At 71.4% G+C, this 17,751-nt stretch carries 14 protein-coding genes and 1 pseudogene; 3 read left to right on the forward strand and 12 right to left on the reverse strand.

What is annotated here, in order from left to right; translation table 11 throughout:
• Nucleotides 1-271 precede the first annotated feature (271 nt).
• Nucleotides 272-1,159 (forward strand): alpha/beta fold hydrolase, encoded by an 888-nt coding sequence (locus tag INP57_RS09820; protein WP_200069783.1) that lies wholly within the window; start codon nucleotides 272-274, stop codon nucleotides 1,157-1,159.
• A gap of 63 nt (nucleotides 1,160-1,222) precedes the next feature.
• Here the strand turns inward: INP57_RS09820 and ggt are convergent, their stop codons facing one another.
• Nucleotides 1,223-3,016, reverse strand: a complete 1,794-nt coding sequence (ggt, locus tag INP57_RS09825) for a gamma-glutamyltransferase (RefSeq protein WP_200069784.1) — start codon at nucleotides 3,014-3,016, stop codon at nucleotides 1,223-1,225.
• A 323-nt stretch (nucleotides 3,017-3,339) separates the two neighbouring features.
• Nucleotides 3,340-4,953, reverse strand: a complete 1,614-nt coding sequence (locus INP57_RS09830; protein ID WP_307849989.1) for a putative glycoside hydrolase — start codon at nucleotides 4,951-4,953, stop codon at nucleotides 3,340-3,342.
• Nucleotides 4,954-5,111: 158 nt separating this feature from the next.
• On the opposite strand from INP57_RS09830, the gene INP57_RS09835 reads away from it, so the two are divergent.
• Nucleotides 5,112-6,143, forward strand: a complete 1,032-nt coding sequence (locus tag INP57_RS09835; RefSeq protein ID WP_200069785.1) for a polysaccharide deacetylase family protein — start codon at nucleotides 5,112-5,114, stop codon at nucleotides 6,141-6,143.
• Between the two features lie 283 nt (nucleotides 6,144-6,426).
• Here the strand turns inward: INP57_RS09835 and INP57_RS09840 are convergent, their stop codons facing one another.
• Nucleotides 6,427-8,439: a primosomal protein N' gene (locus INP57_RS09840; protein WP_200069786.1), complete on the reverse strand. Its 2,013-nt coding sequence runs from the start codon at nucleotides 8,437-8,439 to the stop codon at nucleotides 6,427-6,429.
• A 103-nt stretch (nucleotides 8,440-8,542) separates the two neighbouring features.
• On the opposite strand from INP57_RS09840, the gene INP57_RS09845 reads away from it, so the two are divergent.
• Entirely contained in the window at nucleotides 8,543-9,004 is a 462-nt protein-coding gene (locus INP57_RS09845; RefSeq protein WP_200069787.1) for a tRNA (cytidine(34)-2'-O)-methyltransferase, read from the forward strand.
• Between the two features lie 235 nt (nucleotides 9,005-9,239).
• Here the strand turns inward: INP57_RS09845 and hisG are convergent, their stop codons facing one another.
• The 9 genes and pseudogenes from hisG to INP57_RS09890 all read right to left on the reverse strand — a co-directional run bounded on the left by hisG (nucleotide 9,240) and on the right by INP57_RS09890 (nucleotide 17,582).
• The gene (gene hisG, locus INP57_RS09850) at nucleotides 9,240-10,103 is read right to left on the reverse strand and encodes an ATP phosphoribosyltransferase (protein ID WP_200069788.1); all 864 of its coding nucleotides are present in this window, start codon (nucleotides 10,101-10,103) and stop codon (nucleotides 9,240-9,242) included.
• A 438-nt stretch (nucleotides 10,104-10,541) separates the two neighbouring features.
• Nucleotides 10,542-11,795 (reverse strand): bifunctional phosphopantothenoylcysteine decarboxylase/phosphopantothenate--cysteine ligase CoaBC, encoded by a 1,254-nt coding sequence (coaBC, locus tag INP57_RS09855; RefSeq protein ID WP_295146089.1) that lies wholly within the window; start codon nucleotides 11,793-11,795, stop codon nucleotides 10,542-10,544.
• 17 nt (nucleotides 11,796-11,812) lie between these two features.
• Nucleotides 11,813-12,106, reverse strand: a complete 294-nt coding sequence (gene rpoZ / locus INP57_RS09860) for a DNA-directed RNA polymerase subunit omega (RefSeq protein WP_200069789.1) — start codon at nucleotides 12,104-12,106, stop codon at nucleotides 11,813-11,815.
• Nucleotides 12,107-12,394: 288 nt separating this feature from the next.
• Nucleotides 12,395-12,991, reverse strand: a pseudogene (gene gmk, locus INP57_RS09865) (guanylate kinase); the annotation flags it as partial.
• Nucleotides 12,988-13,305 (reverse strand): integration host factor, actinobacterial type, encoded by a 318-nt coding sequence (gene mihF / locus INP57_RS09870; protein ID WP_184484996.1) that lies wholly within the window; start codon nucleotides 13,303-13,305, stop codon nucleotides 12,988-12,990. The pseudogene gmk and the gene mihF, both read right to left, overlap by 4 nt.
• Nucleotides 13,306-13,800: 495 nt before the next feature.
• Nucleotides 13,801-14,001, reverse strand: coding sequence for a hypothetical protein (locus tag INP57_RS09875; RefSeq protein WP_200069791.1), 201 nt, complete (start codon nucleotides 13,999-14,001; stop codon nucleotides 13,801-13,803).
• Nucleotides 14,002-14,129: 128 nt separating this feature from the next.
• The gene (locus INP57_RS09880) at nucleotides 14,130-14,927 is read right to left on the reverse strand and encodes a hypothetical protein (protein WP_200069792.1); all 798 of its coding nucleotides are present in this window, start codon (nucleotides 14,925-14,927) and stop codon (nucleotides 14,130-14,132) included.
• Nucleotides 14,928-15,046: 119 nt separating this feature from the next.
• On the reverse strand, nucleotides 15,047-16,099 hold the full coding sequence (locus INP57_RS09885; RefSeq protein WP_200069793.1) for a serine/threonine-protein kinase: 1,053 nt from the start codon (nucleotides 16,097-16,099) through the stop codon (nucleotides 15,047-15,049).
• 49 nt (nucleotides 16,100-16,148) lie between these two features.
• Nucleotides 16,149-17,582: an amino acid permease gene (locus tag INP57_RS09890; RefSeq protein WP_374220931.1), complete on the reverse strand. Its 1,434-nt coding sequence runs from the start codon at nucleotides 17,580-17,582 to the stop codon at nucleotides 16,149-16,151.
• Between the last annotated feature and the right edge of the window lie 169 nt (nucleotides 17,583-17,751).

Raw genomic sequence — 17,751 nt, forward strand, 5'->3', positions numbered from 1 at the left:
GCGATGGCAGCTGGCGGGACACCGATCGGAAGGGCACGGCTGCGGACAATCTTGCCGCATTGAACCGGTCGGATACGTCAGTTGACCGATGTCGCCGCGGTCGGCGGCGTACCTAGACTCTCCGTCCAGGTCCGGAAATCCGGCCGGTGCCTGCGAAGTCTCGCGCTGGAATGGCGTCGGCGAGGTGCGGCGCGCGCACCCGGCGGTTGCGGGATCGCACCCACCGCTGCCCGTTTCCGGAGGTTTCCGCATCCGCAACGAGGAGCGATCCATGAGCAAGATCGAGCAGACCGTCGAGATCCCGCACCTCGGCGGGTCGACCGTCGGGTACACCTTCGGCGGGCCCTACGACCCAGCGCTGCCGACGCTGGTCCTGATCAACTCGTACACCACTTCGGCCGAGTTGTACCGGCCGCAGTTCGCCGACCCGGCACTCGGCTCCGCCGCCAACCTGCTCGCGCTGGAGCCCTACGGGCACGGCCGCACGAGGGCCTCGTACCAGCACTTCACCTACTGGGACAGCGCGGTCGCGAACCTGCAGGCCCTCGACGCCCTCGGCATCCGCGAGGCCTTCGTGCTGGGAACCTCGCAGGGCGGCTGGATCGCCGTCCGGATGGCGCTGCTCGCCCCGGACGTGGTGCGGGGGCTGATTCCGCTCGGCACGTCGATGGACCGGGAGAGCCCGCGCAGCCGCGACCTGGGGTGCTGGGACGGGGTCGGGTTCAACACTCCGCTCATCGACGAGCTCGCCGAGCCGGTCGGCGCCGACTGGGTCGTGCCGGACGAGGTCGTGGACGGCGTGTTCAACACGGCCATGGGCGGTCTCACCGGCGAGGAACGCCGGTTCTGGCGCGCCGCCTACCGCGCGAACTACGCCGGTGACGCCGGGCGCCACCGCCTGCGGATCAGCACTGTGAACCTGCGGGACCGCGACGGGCTGCACGGCAGGCTCGACGAGGTCCGCTGCCCGGTCCTGTGGCTGCACGGCACCGCGGACCAGGTGTACTCGGTGCCGAACGCTCAGGAGGAGATCCGGATGTTCACCCGCTCGCCGGAGGCGCGGCTAGAGACCGTCCAAGGTGGACAGCACTTCCTGAGCGCCTCGAACCCCGCCGAGGTCGACGCCGCGGCGATCGAGTTCGTGCGCCGCTGGGCCTGAGCTCGTCGTCCGAGAGTTCCTGGCCGTCTGAGCCGCTTTCGGTGCCGGATCGGTCCGCTGCCGTCACGGCGCGGGCACGACCACCTCGGCGGAGCCGCCACCGCGCCGCTGCGGCTCGGCGGCGGCCACCCAGCGCCCGTCCGGCAGCCGCTCCACGCCGGTCGCCGCGCCGATCTCAGCGGAGGTTTCGAACTCGTGCCCGATGCCGCGCAGCTTGTCCGCCTCCGGCTGGGCGAGGAACCCGGGTTCGGCGTCGGTACTCGCTGAATTGCGCTGCGAGGCGCGGGGTTCCGCGATCGCGTCCACAAGGGACATTCCGCGGTCCAGCCTGCCGGTCAGCACCTGCAGCACGGTGGTGATGATCGTGGCTCCGCCGGGGCTGCCGGTGGCCAGCAGCGGCTCGCCGTCCCGGAGCACGATGGTCGGGCTGATCGAGCTGCGCGGCCGCTTGCCGGGGCCGGGCAGGTTCGGGTCCGGCTCGCCCGGCGCGGCCGGGGTGAACGAGAAGTCGGTCAGCTCGTTGTTGAGCAGGAAACCGCGGCCAGGAACGGTGATCGCGCTGCCGCCGGTCTGCTCGATGGTCAGCGTGTAGGAGACGACGTCGCCGCTGGCGTCGGCGACGGTCAGGTGCGAGGTGTTCGGCCCTTCGTGGTGCTCGCCGCCGGGCGCGGTCGCCGGTGCGCAGCCACCCGGGTCGCGCGGCTTGCCGGCCGCGGCAGGGGCGGGCAGCACGGCGTCCGGAGTGATCAAGCAGGATCGGGAGTCGGCGAACCGCTGCCCGGTCAGCTCGCTCGTGGGCACGTCGGAGAACGCCGGGTCCCCGACCCAGCGGTCGCGGTCGGCGAACCCGAGTTTGCTCGCCTCCAGGTAGCGGTGCAGGTATTGCGCCTCGTCCAGCTCCGGCAGGTCGCTGCGCTCGAGGATGTTGAGCGCTTCGCCGACGGTCGTGCCGCCGGAGGCCGACGGCGCCATGCCGTAGACGTCCAGGCCGCGGTAGTCGACGTGCGTCGGCTCCCGGTCGACCGCGCGGTAGTCCCGCAGGTCGCGGGCGGTCATCCCGCCGGGCCGCACGTGCCGGCCCGCGGCCGGGTCGACCGGCGGGTGCTGGACGGTCGCGGCGACGTCCGCGCCGATCTCGCCGCGGTAGAACGGGTCGAGGCCCTGTTCGCCGAGCGTCCGGTAGGTATCGGCCAGGTCCGGGTTGCGCAGCACGGTGCCGGGCCGCGGCGGCTGCCCGCCGGGCAGGAACAGGTCCCGGGTGGCGGGGAACGCGCTGAACCGCTGCTGGTTCTGCGCGGTCTGCTGCCGGAAGGTCTCGTCGACGACGAATCCGTTGCGAGCGAGCCGTTCGGCCGGGCGCAGCACCTCGCCGAGGTCCTTGCGGCCCCAGTTGTCCAGCGCCTGCTGCCAGGTGGCCGGAGTGCCGGGCACGCCGACGCCGAGGCCGCTGGTGATGGCCTCGTCCTTGGGGATCGGCTTGCCGTTCTCCAGGAACAGGCCTTCGCCCGCGGCGGCCGGCGCGGTCTCGCGTCCGTCGATTGTGGACACCTTGCCGGTCTGGGCGTCGTAGTGCGTGAAGTAGCCGCCTCCGCCGATGCCCGCGGAATACGGCTCGGTGACGCCGAGCGCGGCCGCCACCGCGACCGCGGCGTCGGCGGCCGATCCTCCGCGGCGCAACACTTCGATCCCGGCACGCGTCGCATCGGAGTCCACACTGGACACCGCGCCGCCGCGGCCGACGGCCTCGGCCTTCTTGGACGGGCCAGGCGCGGGAGCCGGTACCGCTTGCGCCATTGGTGCGAGCAGCGCGCACGACGCCAGCGCGGCCAACGTGCTGCGGACGATCCTTCGCTGCATGGCGCACCTCCGGCCTCGGTGATGCTCGCCACTGTGCCCACTGCCGATGCGCCGGACAACACGAACGGGCGAACCGTTTGCGGACTGAGATCGGCTTCGCCTGAAACCGCCCGGCGGAGTAGCCACCACGAGGGCAATTGCCGGTGATCGTTCAGCCCAATGGACAAAATCGAAGATTCTCGGCAATCTCGGCGCTGCTGTGCGCGCACTGGACGAAGCGCGCTTTCGGGAAGCGAACACCCCTGTTCCTGCGGACTCCGCACGCACCGCCCGCGACCGACGTGCGGGCCGCGCCGGACCACTCGCCCGGCGCGGCCGCCCGCTCAGCCCTGCGGGACCAGCGCGTCCCCGTGGTACCGGCAGTTCGGCGCCCACAGCAGGTAGGACGGCATTCCGCCGTCCCGCGCCGCGTCGATCTGCGCGCCGACCTCGGCGGGCCCGTACTCCGCCCCGAGGCTGAAGTCCTGCAACCACGGGATGATCTGCACGTCGGTACCGGCCACCGCCTCGGAGAACTTCGCCAGCGAACGCCGCACGATGTCGTAGGGCGCGGAGTTCGGTTCGGCCACCCCGAACTCGCCCGGCCCCCAGTGCGACGGGTAGACCATCGGCGCGATGTAGTCCACGAACTTCGCCATCTGCGGGATGTCCTGGGCGATCTGCGTGGGCCGGTCCACCGAGATGCCGAACACCGAGGCACCCAGCAGCGCGCCCCGCGAGCGCACCGCGGTCTGGCTCTGGCGCAGGAACTCCGCGATCCCGGCTTCCGGCGTGGTGTTCAGCCCGGCGAAGCGCATCTTCTCGATACCGCCGTCGGGCCTGCGCACGTAGTCGTAGAGCACGTCGTCGAAGCCCAGCTCCGCGGCCTCCGCGGCGACGTCGATGTTGTACTGGCGCACCGCGGGATCGGCGAAGTTGGTGAACGCGTAGCCGCCGTACCCGCCGGTCCACGGCTGCCCGTCGGAGGTCTGCACGACCCGCTCCGGGTGCCCTTCGCGCCAGGACGCCTCGCCCAGCACCGGGTCCTTGAACGCGACCAGGCGCCCGACGACGCGCACGCCCATGCCGTGCAGCTGGTCGATCGCCTCGCGGGCGCTGTAGTAGTTCTTCACCGCGCCGATCCGGTTCGCCTCGGGCAGCTTCGAGTCGTACGGGATTTCGCCGCTCTCGTCCTTGATGTCGAGTTCGACGGTGTCGATGCGGCCTTGCCGCGCCATCTCCAGCACGGGTTCGCGCAGCTTGCCGCTGGTCCAGGCGAGCCCGGTCATGTGCACCGCGCGCATCCCGGGATGCTTGATGTGCACCGTCATCGTCTTCGCGGCGCGGTTGCCCGCGTCGTCGGTGGCCACGACCTGCACTTCGCGGTCCGGCCGGTCGACCACGGCGGAGAACGAGCCGTCCGGGCGCGGCACGACCGGTTTGCCCGCAACGGTGACCTGCGCCGCGCCCGCGGCCTTGCCGCGCACGGTCACCGGTTCGCCGAGCCGCTCCGGGCGCAGCGAGTCCTCCACCGCCAGCTGCGGCGGCTCACTGTCCACTGTGAACTCCCGCGTGGTGCTGGTGGAGCCGAGCCAGGACACCGAGCGCGGCGTGATGACCTCCAGCCGGTGCACCCCGTCCGGCGGAGATTGGGCGTGCACGGCGAGTTTTCCGGGCTGCTGCTGGACACCCACATGGCGGCCGTCGAGCAGCACTTGGGCCACACCGGGGTTTTCGGTGCGGATCTGAATGGATCCATCGGCAGCGGCGGCGGGAGTCACCGGGTGCTCCGGCAGGCCGTCCACTTCTACGTCCTCTGTGGACAGAAAGCGGAGCAGCAGGTACGCCGCCACGAGCAGCACGACGACGGCGGCTCCCACCAGCGCCCACTGCGGAATCTGGTTGGTACGGCTGACTTTTCCGGCCCCGGCGGGGCCTTCGGAGACAGGTTCGGTCACAGCTTTCGCCTCCCCGACTTCGGCGAATCCGGACAACCCAACGTCACGTTACGTTGTCGGCTGTATGGCGCGCGCCACCCTTCCAGGTAGCGTTCGAAAGATCAATTAATCACTTGGAGTATCCACATCGGGCAGTTTCTCCACTAATGTGCGAGCCGATGTTGAGTGTGATCGAACGCACCTGCATCGCCGCGGCGGTCTCGTTGCTCGCCGTGTCCGGTGCCGCGTGCAGTGCTCCCGCAAGATCAGCCGACCAAGCCGCCGCCAAGCCACCGCCCGCCGCGCCACCGGCGCCGCCTCCGCCGCCCGCTCCGGAATCGGTTCATGCCAACGAACTCGGCGAAGTACCGGTGCTGATGTACCACCGGATCACGCCCGATCCGAGCAGCGTCTACGACCGCACACCGCAGGAGTTCCGCGCGGAACTGGAACGACTCAGCGACGAGGGCTACACCCCGATCACCGCGAGCGAGTACGCCACCGGGCGGATCGACGTGCCCGCCGGACGGCACCCGGTGCTGCTCACCTTCGACGACGGATCCACCGGGCAGTTCACATTGGACAGTGCTGGGCAGCCGGCGCCGGACACCGCCGTGCGGATCATGCTCGACACCGCCGCCGAGCATCCGGAGTTCCGGCCCACCGCGACGTTCTTCGTCTTCGACCCGCCGTTCGAGGACCCCGGCGGCAAGCGCACGCTGCCCTGGCTGCACGAGCACGGTTTCGAGGTCGGCAACCACACCCTCGAACACCCCAACCTGGGCAAGGTCGACTCGGCCGAGGCGCAGCACCAGATCGCCGGGATGCAGCGGATGATCGGCGAAGCGCTGCCGGACGTGCCGGTGCGGTCGCTGGCGCTGCCGCTGGGAATGCATCCTGACGACGAGCCGCTGGCCACCGACGGCACCGCGGACGGAGTCAGCTACCACCACGACGCGGTGTTCCTGGTCGGGTCCAACCCGGCGCCGTCGCCGTTCGACGCCGACTTCGACCGCACCAGCATCCCGCGGATCCGCTCGCAGGCGGCCACCGGCGACGAGGCCGAGTACGGCTCGACGCAGTGGCTGGACAAGCTCGCCGCCCAGCCCGAACGCCGCTACACCTCCGACGGCGATCCGAACCGGATCTCCGCCCCGGCCGCGGCCGACACCGCCCCGGCACCGAACCTGCCGAACCTCTACCGCTACTGATCGCCCCGGCACTTCCCGGAGTTGAACGGACAGCGCCTGAGCCGAAGACAGGCGGCGATCCGCGCACGCCCTGCGCTAGGCCGACACACCCGCACATCGCCCGGGCCGGGCCGGTTTCACCGAGCGAACGGACCGTTGGACCGAATAGACCGGGCCAACGGTCCGTTCATCTCGCTCGATGTAGGACGGGTTGAGCGATGTGCGGGCGTGTCGGCCGGAAGTGGGCGCACGCCAGGAAGGCGAACCGGCGGCCGGTCGGAGCCGGCGGGCGCACGTCGCGCGCTCAGAGCAGTTCGAGCGGGTCGACGCGGACCCGGACGCTGTCGGCGGCGCGCTTGGTCTCGCGCACCGACTGCGCCTGGTACACGGCACTCGCCAGCGCGCGCCCCTCGGTGCGAGCCACCCGCACCAGGGCGCGTTCGCGTTCGGAGCCGCCGTCCTCGTCCACCTCGCCCAGCGGCACCGGACCGAGGATTTCCCCGCTTTCGGGCAGTTCCAAGTGATCGAGCAGGTCGGCGACCGCGTCCGGAGTGCCGTCCACCGCGGCCACCCGCATCGCGGGCGGGAAGCCGAGTTCGGCGCGCCCGGCCAGCTCCAGCGCCGCGTGCCAGGAAGGGTCCCAGCGCACCAGCGCCTGCACCGGTTGCAGCGAGGAGTCCGCCATGACGACCACCCGGCCGCCGTCCTCGCCGGGGCGCACCAGCGCGGCCGCGGCGAACCACAGCCGCAACGTCTCCTCAGCCGCGCGAAGTTCCGGGCGGGACAACAGGGTTCGCCCGTCCAGCAGCAGCGCGGCGCCGTAGCCGCCTTCGGCGACCGGCTCGGCGCCCGGCGTGCTCACCACCAGCGCGGGCTTCGCCGGAACCTTCTCCAGCATCTCGGAGCCGTCCGAGGTGCGGACGGTGACGTTGCTGAACGCCCGACCGAGTTCTTCGGCGGTGCGCCCGGAGCCGACCGCGATCGCCCGCAACTTCCGGGATCCGCACGAACCGCACCGGAAAGCCGCTTCCGCCGCCCCGCACCACCTGCACGCCGCGGGCCGGGGTGCGCCTTCCACGGTGCCGCCCGGCAGCCCCAGCGGACCCGCGCAGCGCCGGCACCGCGCCCGCTCCCGGCAATCCCCGCAGGCCAGCGCGGGCACGTAGCCGCGACGCGGCACCTGCACCAACACCGGAGCGCCCTGCTTCAACGCTCCCCGCGCGGCCTCGAACGCCACCGACGGCAACCGGGCCGCGTGCGCCGCCGGGTCGCGGGCGAGCTGCCGGTCGTCCTCCCCGATCGCGGTCACCCGCGGCGCGGACCGGCGAACCTGATCGCGGTGCGCGACGACCTCCTGCGCCCAACCGGACTCGACCAGCAGCGCTGCCTCCGCGGTGCGCGCGAAACCCCCGACGAGCACACCGGCTCCGGCCGCGTGCGCGCGATGCGTGAGCACGTCGCGCGCGTGCGGATACGGCGAGAGCTGGTAGCTGTGCATCGCATCGCCGTCGTCCCAAACCACGGCGAGCCCGAGGTCGTGCACCGGCGCGAACATCGCAGCCCGGGTGCCGACGACGACCCGAACCGCGCCGCGCAGCACCGCCAGCCACCGCTTGTAGCGCTTCTCCCGGCCGAGATCGCCGGTGAGCGCGACGACCCCGGACTCGCCCAGCAACTTCGCGCAGGCGGCGTGCAGCCGCTCGACGTCGCGGAAGTCCGGGACCACGATCAGCGCGCCGCGCCCGGCGGAGGCGGCGGTCGCGGCGGCCTCGGCGAGCCGGTCGGTCCACTGCTCACCGGGCAGCGCCTGCCACACCGCGCGGGCCGGTCTGCCCGCATGCACGGCGTCCAGCAACGACGGACCCCACTGGTACCGGGACCAGGGTTCGCTCGGCGGCCGTGGCGGCGTCGCCGCGGGTTCGAGCACCTGCTTCTCGGCGCGCGCGTGCCGCGGCGGCACCGCCAGCCGCACCACGTCGGCGAGCATCCCGCCGTAGCGGGCGGCCACCGCCCGGCACAGCTCCAGCAGCCCGGGCGGTAGCACGACCTCCGAGGAGGTCACCCGCTCCAGCCAGCGCAGCGAGCCGGTGAACTCGGAGGTTTCCTTGCGCTCCAGCAGGAATCCGTCGACGAGCTTGTTGCGGAACGACACCCGCACCCGGCAGCCGGGCACGGCCTCGCCGTCCAGCCGCTCCGGGACGAGGTAATCGAAGGTGCGGTCCAGGTGCACCGGCAGCGCGACCTCCACCAGCACGCTGGCCACCGGAGACGTCGCGGCAGCCGTGCGCGCGGCGTCGCTCGTCGTCCGCGGGGCCATGCCCTTTTCTCTACCAGAGCGCACCGACGCCCGGACGGTCCGCCCGGGCCTGCGGGATCATTACGATGCCTCCTGCAACGAGTCCGCGGCGGGAAGGACCCCGGTGTTCCAAGTCGTCTTCCACCACCCCGAGATCCCCGGCAACACGGGCAACGCGGTCCGGATGGTCGCCGGTTCCGGGTGCGCGCTGCACCTGGTCCGGCCGCTGGGGTTCAGCGTGGCGGACGCGAAGCTGCGCCGGGCCGGGCTGGACTACCGCGACCGCGCTGCGCTGCACGTGCACGACGACTGGGAGGCGCTGCTGCGCGATCTCGCGCCAAAACGGATCGTGGCGTTCACGTCCTCCGCGGAGACCTCGTTCGAGCAGGTCTCCTACTTCCCCGGCGACGTGCTGCTGTTCGGCCGCGAGTCGACCGGTCTGCCGCCGGAGGTGCTGGACTCGGAGCGGATCACCGCCAGGGTGCGGATCCCGATGCTGCCCGGCATCCGCTCGATGAACCTGGCCAACTCGGCCGCCGTCGCCGTCTACGAGGCATGGCGCCAGCAGAACTTCGCAATGCCCTGACCCCGCTTTTCACCACGAGTGAACGGACCGTTCGACCAATCTAGCCGGACCAACGGTCCGCTCACTCCGAGAAGTCGGCCCGGATCTAGCGATCCGCGGGTGTGTCGGCCAGTGCTGGACCACGCGGGACCACCAGGAGTGAACGGACCGTTCGACCAATCTAGTCGAACCAACGGTCCGCTCACTCCGGGAAGTCGGCCCGGATCGGGCGGCGGGTGCGCGTGTCGGCGGTCGGTCAGAGGCGGCAGGCCTCGAGCGGAGTCACCAGGATCGCCCGCGCCCCGGCCGCCCAAAGCTGATCCATGATCGACTGCGCGCGCCTGCGCGGCACCATCACCCGCACCGCCACCCAGCCGTGCTCGTCCAGCGGCGAAACCGTCGGCGACTCCATGCCCGGAGTGATCTTGCGGGCGGCTTCCAGCGTCTCGGTGGGGCAGTTGTAGTCCATCATCACGTACTGCCGCGCGATGAGGACGCCGCGCAGCCGCTGGATCAGCACCTCGACGGCCTGCTCGCTGTCGGCCGACAACGGGTCGCGGGTGCCGCGCACCAGCACCGCCTCGGAACGCAGGATCGGCTCGCCCACGGTTTCCAGCCCTGCCTCGCGCAGCGACGCGCCGGTCTCCACCACGTCCGCGATGGCGTCGGCCAGGCCGAGGTCGACCGCGGTCTCCACCGCACCGTCGAGCTCGATCACCTGCACGTCGATGCCGAGATCGGCCGCGGCCGCGGTCACCAGCGCGCCGAACGAGGTCGCCACCCGCTTGCCGTCGAGGTCCTTCAGATCGTCGAGCCGGCCCGCGGGTGCGGCGAAGTAGAACCGCGACACCCCGAAGTCCAGCGGCAGCAGTTCCTGGGTCGTGGTGTCGGTCCCGGCGGCGCGCAGCAGGTCCTGGCCGGTGATGCCGACGTCGAGCACTCCCGTTCCGACGGTGCGCGCGATGTCGGTGGGACGCAGGAAGACGAACTGCACGTCGTTGGCCGCGTCGGTGGCGAACAGCGCCTTGTTGTCGCGGTGCACGCGGTAACCGGCGTCGGAGAGCAGTTGGACGGCGGGACCGTTCAGCGATCCCTTGTTGGGCACGGCGACCCGGAGCATGGATGATCCTTCGTCGATTCGGTGGGCTGGTGGGTTCCCGGCTCAGCCGGGATGGCGGAGCGTTCCACCCGCCTGGTGCGGCGAGCGGAACCCGCTATGGCGCTGACCACCGCACATCGCGACGAAGCCTCCTCTTCCTGGTTGTTTGCGACCACCCGGAATGGTGGCACACCGCCCCGCGCACCGACTTCGCCACGTGCCCGGCGACACGCACCGGCGTGTCCGGGAGCATGTCGTTGCGGCAGGCTTCGATGGTTCGCCGTGACAAGGCGGACCCGACGCCGAGCACCGATCCCCACGTCCTACTACGACTGGTCGGAGATCTCGGAATCGTGGAAGGCGCACATCTTCCCGGTGGTTCCCGCGCGCTGAAGGCCACGCGGGGCGCTGCTAACGCGCCCCGTCAGCAGCGATCACCTTCGAAAGTGAGCCCGCGGCTCAGGCTTCCGCGCCGGAAGCGAGCCTGCGGCTGACCGCGTCCCACAAGGTCGCCGAAAGCAGCGACTTGGCCCCGTGCGGAATCGGCGTCTCGGTGCCGTCGGTGGACAACAACCAGCCCGCGTTGTCCTCCACCTCGAACGCCTTGCCGTCCCCGACCGCGTTCACCACCAGCAGATCGCAGCCCTTGCGGTCCAGCTTGCGCCTGCCGTGATCGAGCACCGTGGTGTCCGGATCCCCGGTCTCGGCCGCGAATCCGACCACCAGGCCGACCGTGGAACCACCGGTGCGACGCGCCGCGACCAGCTCGGCGAGGATGTCCGGGTTGCGGGTCAGCTTCACCGGCGCCGGATCCGCATCCGCCTTCTTGATCTTGTGCTGCGCGAGGTCGATCGGCCGGAAGTCGGCGACCGCGGCCGCCATCACCACCGCGTCCGCGCCCTCGGATTCCGCCAGCACCGAATCCCGCAGCTCCTCGGCGGTGCCGACCTGCACCACCCGCACGCCGGCGGGCTCGACGAGATCCGCGGTGTGCGCCGAGATCAACGTGACCTGCGCGCCCCGGTGCGCGGCGACGCGGGCCAGCGCGTAACCCTGCCGCCCGGACGACCGGTTGCCGAGGTAGCGCACCGGGTCCAGCGGCTCCCGCGTGCCCCCGGCGGTGACCACGACGCGCCGCCCTTCCAGGTCCCGCGGCAACGCGGTGGCCGAGGTCAGCAGCAACCGCGCCAGATCGACGATCTCGACCGGGTCGGGCAACCGCCCCTTGCCGGTGTCGGCGCCGGTGAGCCTGCCGCTGGCCGGTTCCGCGACCACCACGCCGCGGCTGCGCAGCAGCTCGACGTTGTGCTGCGTCGCCGGGTGCTCCCACATCTCGGTGTGCATCGCAGGGACCATCAGCACCGGGCAGCGCGCGGTCAGCAACGTCGAGGTCAGCAGGTCGTCGGCCATCCCGTGCGCGGCGCGGGCGAGCAGATCCGCGGTGGCGGGCGCGACCACGACCAGGTCGGCCTCCTGCCCCAGCCGCACGTGCGGCACCTGGTCGACATCGGTGAACACGCCGGTGCGCACCGGATGCCCGGACAGCGCCTCGAACGTCGCGGCACCCACGAAGTTCAACGCCGCCTCGGTGGGCGCCACCCGCACGTCGTGCCCGGACTCGGTGAGGCCGCGCAGCACCTCGCACGCCTTGTAGGCCGCGATGCCGCCGCTGACCCCGAGCACGACCCGCGGGCGCTGCGCTTGCTGTGCCACAGCTACCTACCGGAGGTTCACTCGCCTTCGGTGTGCTCGAGGACGCCGGCGTGGATCTCGCGCAGCGCGATCGACAGCGGCTTCTCCCGCGGGCCCGGCTCCACCAGCGGACCCACGTACTCCAGCAGGCCCTCGCCGAGCTGGGCGTAGTAGTCGTTGATCTGCCGGGCGCGCTTGGCCGAGTAGATCGCCAGCGCGTACTTCGAGCTGACCTGCTCGAGCAGGTCGTCGATCGGCGGGTTGGTGATGCCCTCCGCCGAGGACGGCTGGGACTGGGTGTTGAGGGCGGCGAGCGAATTCGGCGTGGTCACGTGGTGGCTCCTGCTGCTGTGTGGGTTTCGTGCCCCGGTCCGTTGATCAGGGCCGCTGGTCCGGGGCGGTCGGGTCCGGCGAGCCGGGTGGTCGCGGTCGGTGCTGCGACCCCGGCGCCCCGGCGCAGCGGCCTAGGCGAACCGTTCGGTGTCCTCGGCGCCCGGCGAAGCTCCCGCTTGCCGACCACCGCCGTCCGGCCCTTCGACTGCTGGGTCGCCGACTGCTGTGTCACCGACTGCTGGGCCTCCGGCGCCCCTACCGGGATCCGGATCGGCCCCACCGGCTCCGCGACCGGTCACCAATCGTACCAATTCGCTGGTCGCGGCCCGGACGTCGGCGTTGACCACGGTCGCGTCGAACTCCGGCTCGGCGGCCAGCTCCTGCCGCGCGGTCTCCAGCCGGGCGCGCACCACCTCGGGATCTTCGGTGCCGCGCCCGGTCAACCGCTGCACCAGCGCCTCCCAGGACGGCGGGAGCAGCATGACCAGCTGGGCTTCCGGCATGGAACGCCGCACCTGGCGGGCGCCTTGCAGCTCGATCTCCAGCACCGCGTCGCGGCCGGTGGCCAACGCCCGTTCGACGGGATTGCGCGGCGTGCCGTAGCGGTTGCCCGCGTAGCGGGCGTGCTCCAGCATCTCGCCGTCGGCGACCATCCGCTCGAACTCGGTGGGCCGGACGAAGTGGTAGTGCACCCCGTCGACCTCGCCCTCGCGCGGGCGCCGGGTGGTCACCGAGACGCTGAAGTACACCTCGGGCGCCTGCCTGCGCAGCTCGTCGAGCACGCTGGACTTGCCGACGCCGGAAGGACCCGAAACGACGGTGAGCCGGGCCGGTCCGGACGGGCGGACCGGACCCGGCTCGACACCGGATGCGGCGTCGCTCACTCGGCGGCGAACTCGGTGAGCAGCGCCTTGCGCTGCCGCTCACCCAGCCCGCGGAGCCGGCGGCTGTTCGCGATCTCCAGCCGCTCCATGATCTGCTGCGCGCGGACCTTGCCCACGCCGGGAAGGGCCTCAAGCAGCGCGGAGACCTTCATCTTGCCCAGGACCTCGTCGTTGTCGGCGGTGTCCAGTACCTCGGCCAGGCTGGTTCCACCGCGCTTGAGGCGCTCCTTGAGCTCTGCTCGGGCGCGACGGGCGGCAGCCGCCTTTTCCAATGCTGCTGCCCGCTGCTCCTCGGTCAGCTGGGGAAGGGCCACCATGTCCTCCGTGATGTGGGGTTTCTCTTGATCGGTGCGGCGACGGTACCGACCCTCGCGCACCGGGTTCCACGCGGGTCCGGCTTGCGAGACGGGGATTCCGGGGAAGATTCCGCCGCCTGACCCATCGGGCGGCCCGTACGAGGGGTGCACGGGCACTAGGGCCGGTGCAACTACTACCAACAATGGCGCTGAAGTGCACTAACCTCGCAGAAAACTCTTCCGATCTGTCCGATTTCCGGGCGGTTGAGCGACACCGGCGTCGTCGCCGCAGGTCACACGGATGCCACAACGCCCGTCCAGCGGAAGCCGATCAGCGCGACGCGCGAGCGCGGCGCACCCGTCATCGCGCCCGGCGGCCGACCCCGCCGGGCACGATGAAATGATCATGGTCGAGCGCGCCGCGGACCCCACGTGACCAGGAGGAATCACCCATGTGCCGAGCGACCGGACTCGCCGGGCCCGCAGCTGATCCCTCCCGCGCGCCCGCGCGGCTCACTGCTCGGCGTCGAAGAACCCGTGATCGCCCTTGAGGCTGTAGACCTCGTCCTCGTCCGGCTCCGCGGACGGTCGCCCGGGCTCCACCCGGCCGACCTCCACCGGGTCGCCGCGGCCGGGCGCGTCCGCCTCGACCGCGGCCGGTCCCTCATCGCCGGTGCTCGGCCCGTTCCGCGTTGCCCCCAGTTCGGCGTTCATGCGCGCTCCTCACCAGTACTGCGCCACTTGACGTAGGCGGTCGTTCACTCCCAGTACCGGAAACGTTAGCGCACCGATCGGCCCGTGAAACCCCTTCATTGCGGGGGATCCTCGGACCTGGCCGCGAATCAGCCCTCGCCGCCCTGAGCGTTTTCGCCCTGCCCATCGCTGTTGGTGTCGCTGTTGCCGTTCGGGTTCACCGGAGGCCCGGTTTTCGCGCGCGTATTGGCCGGTGCTGGCAGCTCCCCCGGCGGCGCGGGCGGAGGGGTCTGCACGATCGTGACCTGCGACGGAGAAGCCGGCGGTGGGAGCGGGGCAGGCGGGAGCGGGGCAGGCGGAGGCACGGGAGTAGGCACCGTGACCGTGACCGGACGCGGCGGCCCCGGATAGTCCAGCGTGGCCACGTCCGCGGCGACCCGATCGGCGGCGCCGAGGATGTTGCGCGCGTAGTCCGCGTCCAGGTCACCGCGGGCCTGCGCCGCCGCGATGTCGCGGTTCAGCGTGGCCAGCGCGGCTTCGGAGGCAGCCCGGTCGTGCCGCAGCGCGGCCGTGCGCACCGCGGTCACGTCGTCGGCCAGCCGGGCCCGCACCTCCGGCGCGATGATCGGCCGGGAGCCGCCGCACGAGGTGAGCAGCGCGATGGCCAGCATCGCCGCAGCGCCCGGCGCCGCATCCCGCAGCTTGCCCTGGCTTCCCGGCTTGCCCCCGTTGCTCGGCTTGGCCTCGCTGCTCGGCTTGCCCCCGTTGCTCGGCTTGGCCGTCCTGCCCGGCTCGACCGCGCTGCCCGGCTTGGCCCCGCTGTGCAGCTTGCCCGCGGTCCGGAACTTTCCCGCACTCCGGAACTTGCCCGGGTCTCGCGGCAGGCCCGGCCGCCCGCCCGGCCGGAGGAGCCGCCGGAGCGCTGCGCGCGACGATTCGCCATCCACTGCGACTGCTCCTCACCCGCTGTTCGCGGTTGTCACGGGGGCCGAACGGCGCGGGAACGGTAACTCACGATCACGCGAAGGCCCGGACACCTCTCGTCGGCGTTGCGCCGCGCTGCCGCCTACTCGCCGACCAGTTCGCTCAGTTCGTGCAGGTCAGCGTCCAACCGCTGCACTCCCGCAGGCCCCGAGGGCGGCGACAGCGCGGGAACCTCGGGTGGCGGCTCGGAGGGCAGCAGCAGGAACGCACCGACCAACACCGCCACCGCGACCATCGCGCCCACCGCGGCGCGGACGATGCGGCGGCGGCCCGGTCGTCCGGGCTCCGCCGCCACTTCGGTGTTCTCCTGCGCCTCGGCCTCCGCAGCCGGTGGCGCAGGCACGGCCTCCCCGGACAGCAGCCGCACGCACTGGGCGGCGGAGGGCCGCGCGTCCGGGTCGTCGGCCGTCATCGCCCGCAGCGTCCCGGCCAGCGGTTCCGGCAGATGGTCGGGAATGCGCGGCGGCCGGGTCAGCCGCGCGACCGCGGCTTCGGCCTTGGTGCCTTCGTACTCCGGCTCCCCGCTGACGCATTCCAGCAGCACGAGCGCGAGCGCGTAGATGTCGGCCGAATAGCCCACTTCCTCGTCGCGCACCTGCTCCGGCGCCATGTAGTGCGCGGAGCCCATGACGATCCCGGTGTCGGTCATCCGCCCGACCGCGTCGGCGAGCCGGGAGATGCCGAAGTCCGCCAGGAACACCTGCTCGTCAGCGGTGATCAGCACGTTCGCCGGTTTCACGTCCCGGTGCACGATCCCGTTGCGGTGCACGTAATCCAGCACCCACGCGAGCCTGCGGCCCAGCTCGGCGATCTGGTCCGGCGCCAGCGCACCGGACTGCAGCAGTTCCGTCAGCGGACGCCCGTCGACGAGCTGCATGACCAGGTACGGCTCTTCGTCCTCGGACCCCGCGTCGTGCACGGTGACCAGGCCGGGATGGTCGAGCCGGGCCAGCAGCCGCGCTTCGTCGGCGAACCGCTGCCGGGCCGACTCGTCGGCGTTGGGCCGGAACACCTTCACCGCGACCGGGCGTTCCAGCTCGGTGTCCAGCGCCCGGTAGACCTCGGACATGCCGCCGCGGCCGAGCCGTCGGCCCAGCCGGTACCGCCCGGCCAGCAGCGGTGGTGCGTCAGTCATCGGTCCTCCGGTGTCCGCGAAGCACCGCGACCTTAACCCAATCGGTGGATCACTCGTTGTCCATGGCGGACGTGTCGATGCGCCCGCGCACGCAGAACCACCCGACGACGAATGCGACCAGCAGCACCGGCAGCGCGAGCACGGTGATCCGGCCGATGTCGTCGAAGGCCATCAGCACGACGATCGCCGCGAAGAACGCCAGCGTCGCGATCTGCACGTACGGCGAGAGCGGCAGCCGGTAGTGCGGCCGCCGCACCTCGCCCCGATCGGCCTTGCGCACGAACAACAGGTGGCTGAGCACGATCATCGCCCAGGTGCCGAGGATGCCGATGGAGGCGAAGTTCAGCACGATCTCGAAGGCTTCCTCCGGCACCACGGCGTTGAGCCCGACGCCGACCACGCAGACCGCCGAGGTGAGCAGGATGCCGCCGTAGGGCACCTGGTTGCGGTTCATCCGCCCGGTGAACTTCGGCGCCGACCCGGCCAGCGACATCGACCGCAGCGTGCGGCCGGTGGAGTACAGCCCCGAGTTGAGGCTGGACATCGCCGCGGTGAGCACCACCAGGTTCATCACGTCGCTGGCACCGGGCACGCCGAGGCTGGACAGCACCGTGACGAACGGGCTCTCACCGTCCTTGTAGGACGTCCAGGGCAGCAGCATCGACAGCAGCAGCACCGAGCCGACGTAGAAGATCCCGATCCGCCACATGATCGAGTTGATCGCCTTCGGCATGATCTTCTCGGGGTTCTCGGTCTCCCCCGCCGCGACGCCGACCAGCTCGACGGAGGCGTAGGCGAACACCACGCCCTGCATGATCAGCACCACCGGCAGCACACCGGCGGGGAAGAACCCGCCGGTATCGGTGATCAGCGACGGTCCGGCCTCGTGCCCGGAGATCGGGTGGCCGGTGACGACCAGGTAGATGCCGACCAGCATGAACACGATCAGCGCGCCGACCTTGATGATGGCGAACCAGAACTCCATCTCGCCGAACAGCTTCACCGAGACCATGTTCAGCGCGAGCACGATCGCCAGCGCGATCAGCGCGAGCACCCACTGCGGCACCGGGGTGAACAGCGCCCAGTAGTGCGCGTAGAGCGCGATGGCGGTGATGTCGGCGATGCCGGTGGTCGACCAGTTCAGGAAGTGCATCCACCCGGCGGTGTAGGCGCCCTTCTCGCCCATGAACTCCCGCGAATAGGACACGAAGGCGCCCGACGACGGCCGGTACAGGATCAGTTCGCCGAGCGAGCGCACCACGAAGAACGCGAACACCCCGCACACCGCGTAGGCCAGCGCCAACGCGGGCCCGGCCTGCGCGAGCCGCCCACCTGCGCCGAGGAACAGCCCGGTTCCCATCGCGCCGCCGATCGCGATCATGTTGATGTGCCGGGCCTTCAGCGATTTGCGGTATCCGGCGTCGCCGGCGTCGGCCGGTCGTTCACCACCGGGCTCGTTCGCCTGGAGAGTCGATTCGCTCACTATGTCCGGAATTCCCGTCTGTTCTGCCCGCGCGTCGCTGCGCGGTTGTAGCCCGGCACCCTGGGACTCACCGGTCGATTCCGGGCATAGCAGGCTGTTCGCCGATATGCGCGGAGTCGCCGCTGCGCCAGGGCGCTTGCACGTACGAAGGTCGCCGACGCCACCGCGT

The sequence above is a fragment of the Saccharopolyspora galaxeae genome, from assembly GCF_016526145.1.
In the GTDB taxonomy this organism is placed as follows: Bacteria; Actinomycetota; Actinomycetes; order Mycobacteriales; family Pseudonocardiaceae; genus Saccharopolyspora_C; species Saccharopolyspora_C galaxeae.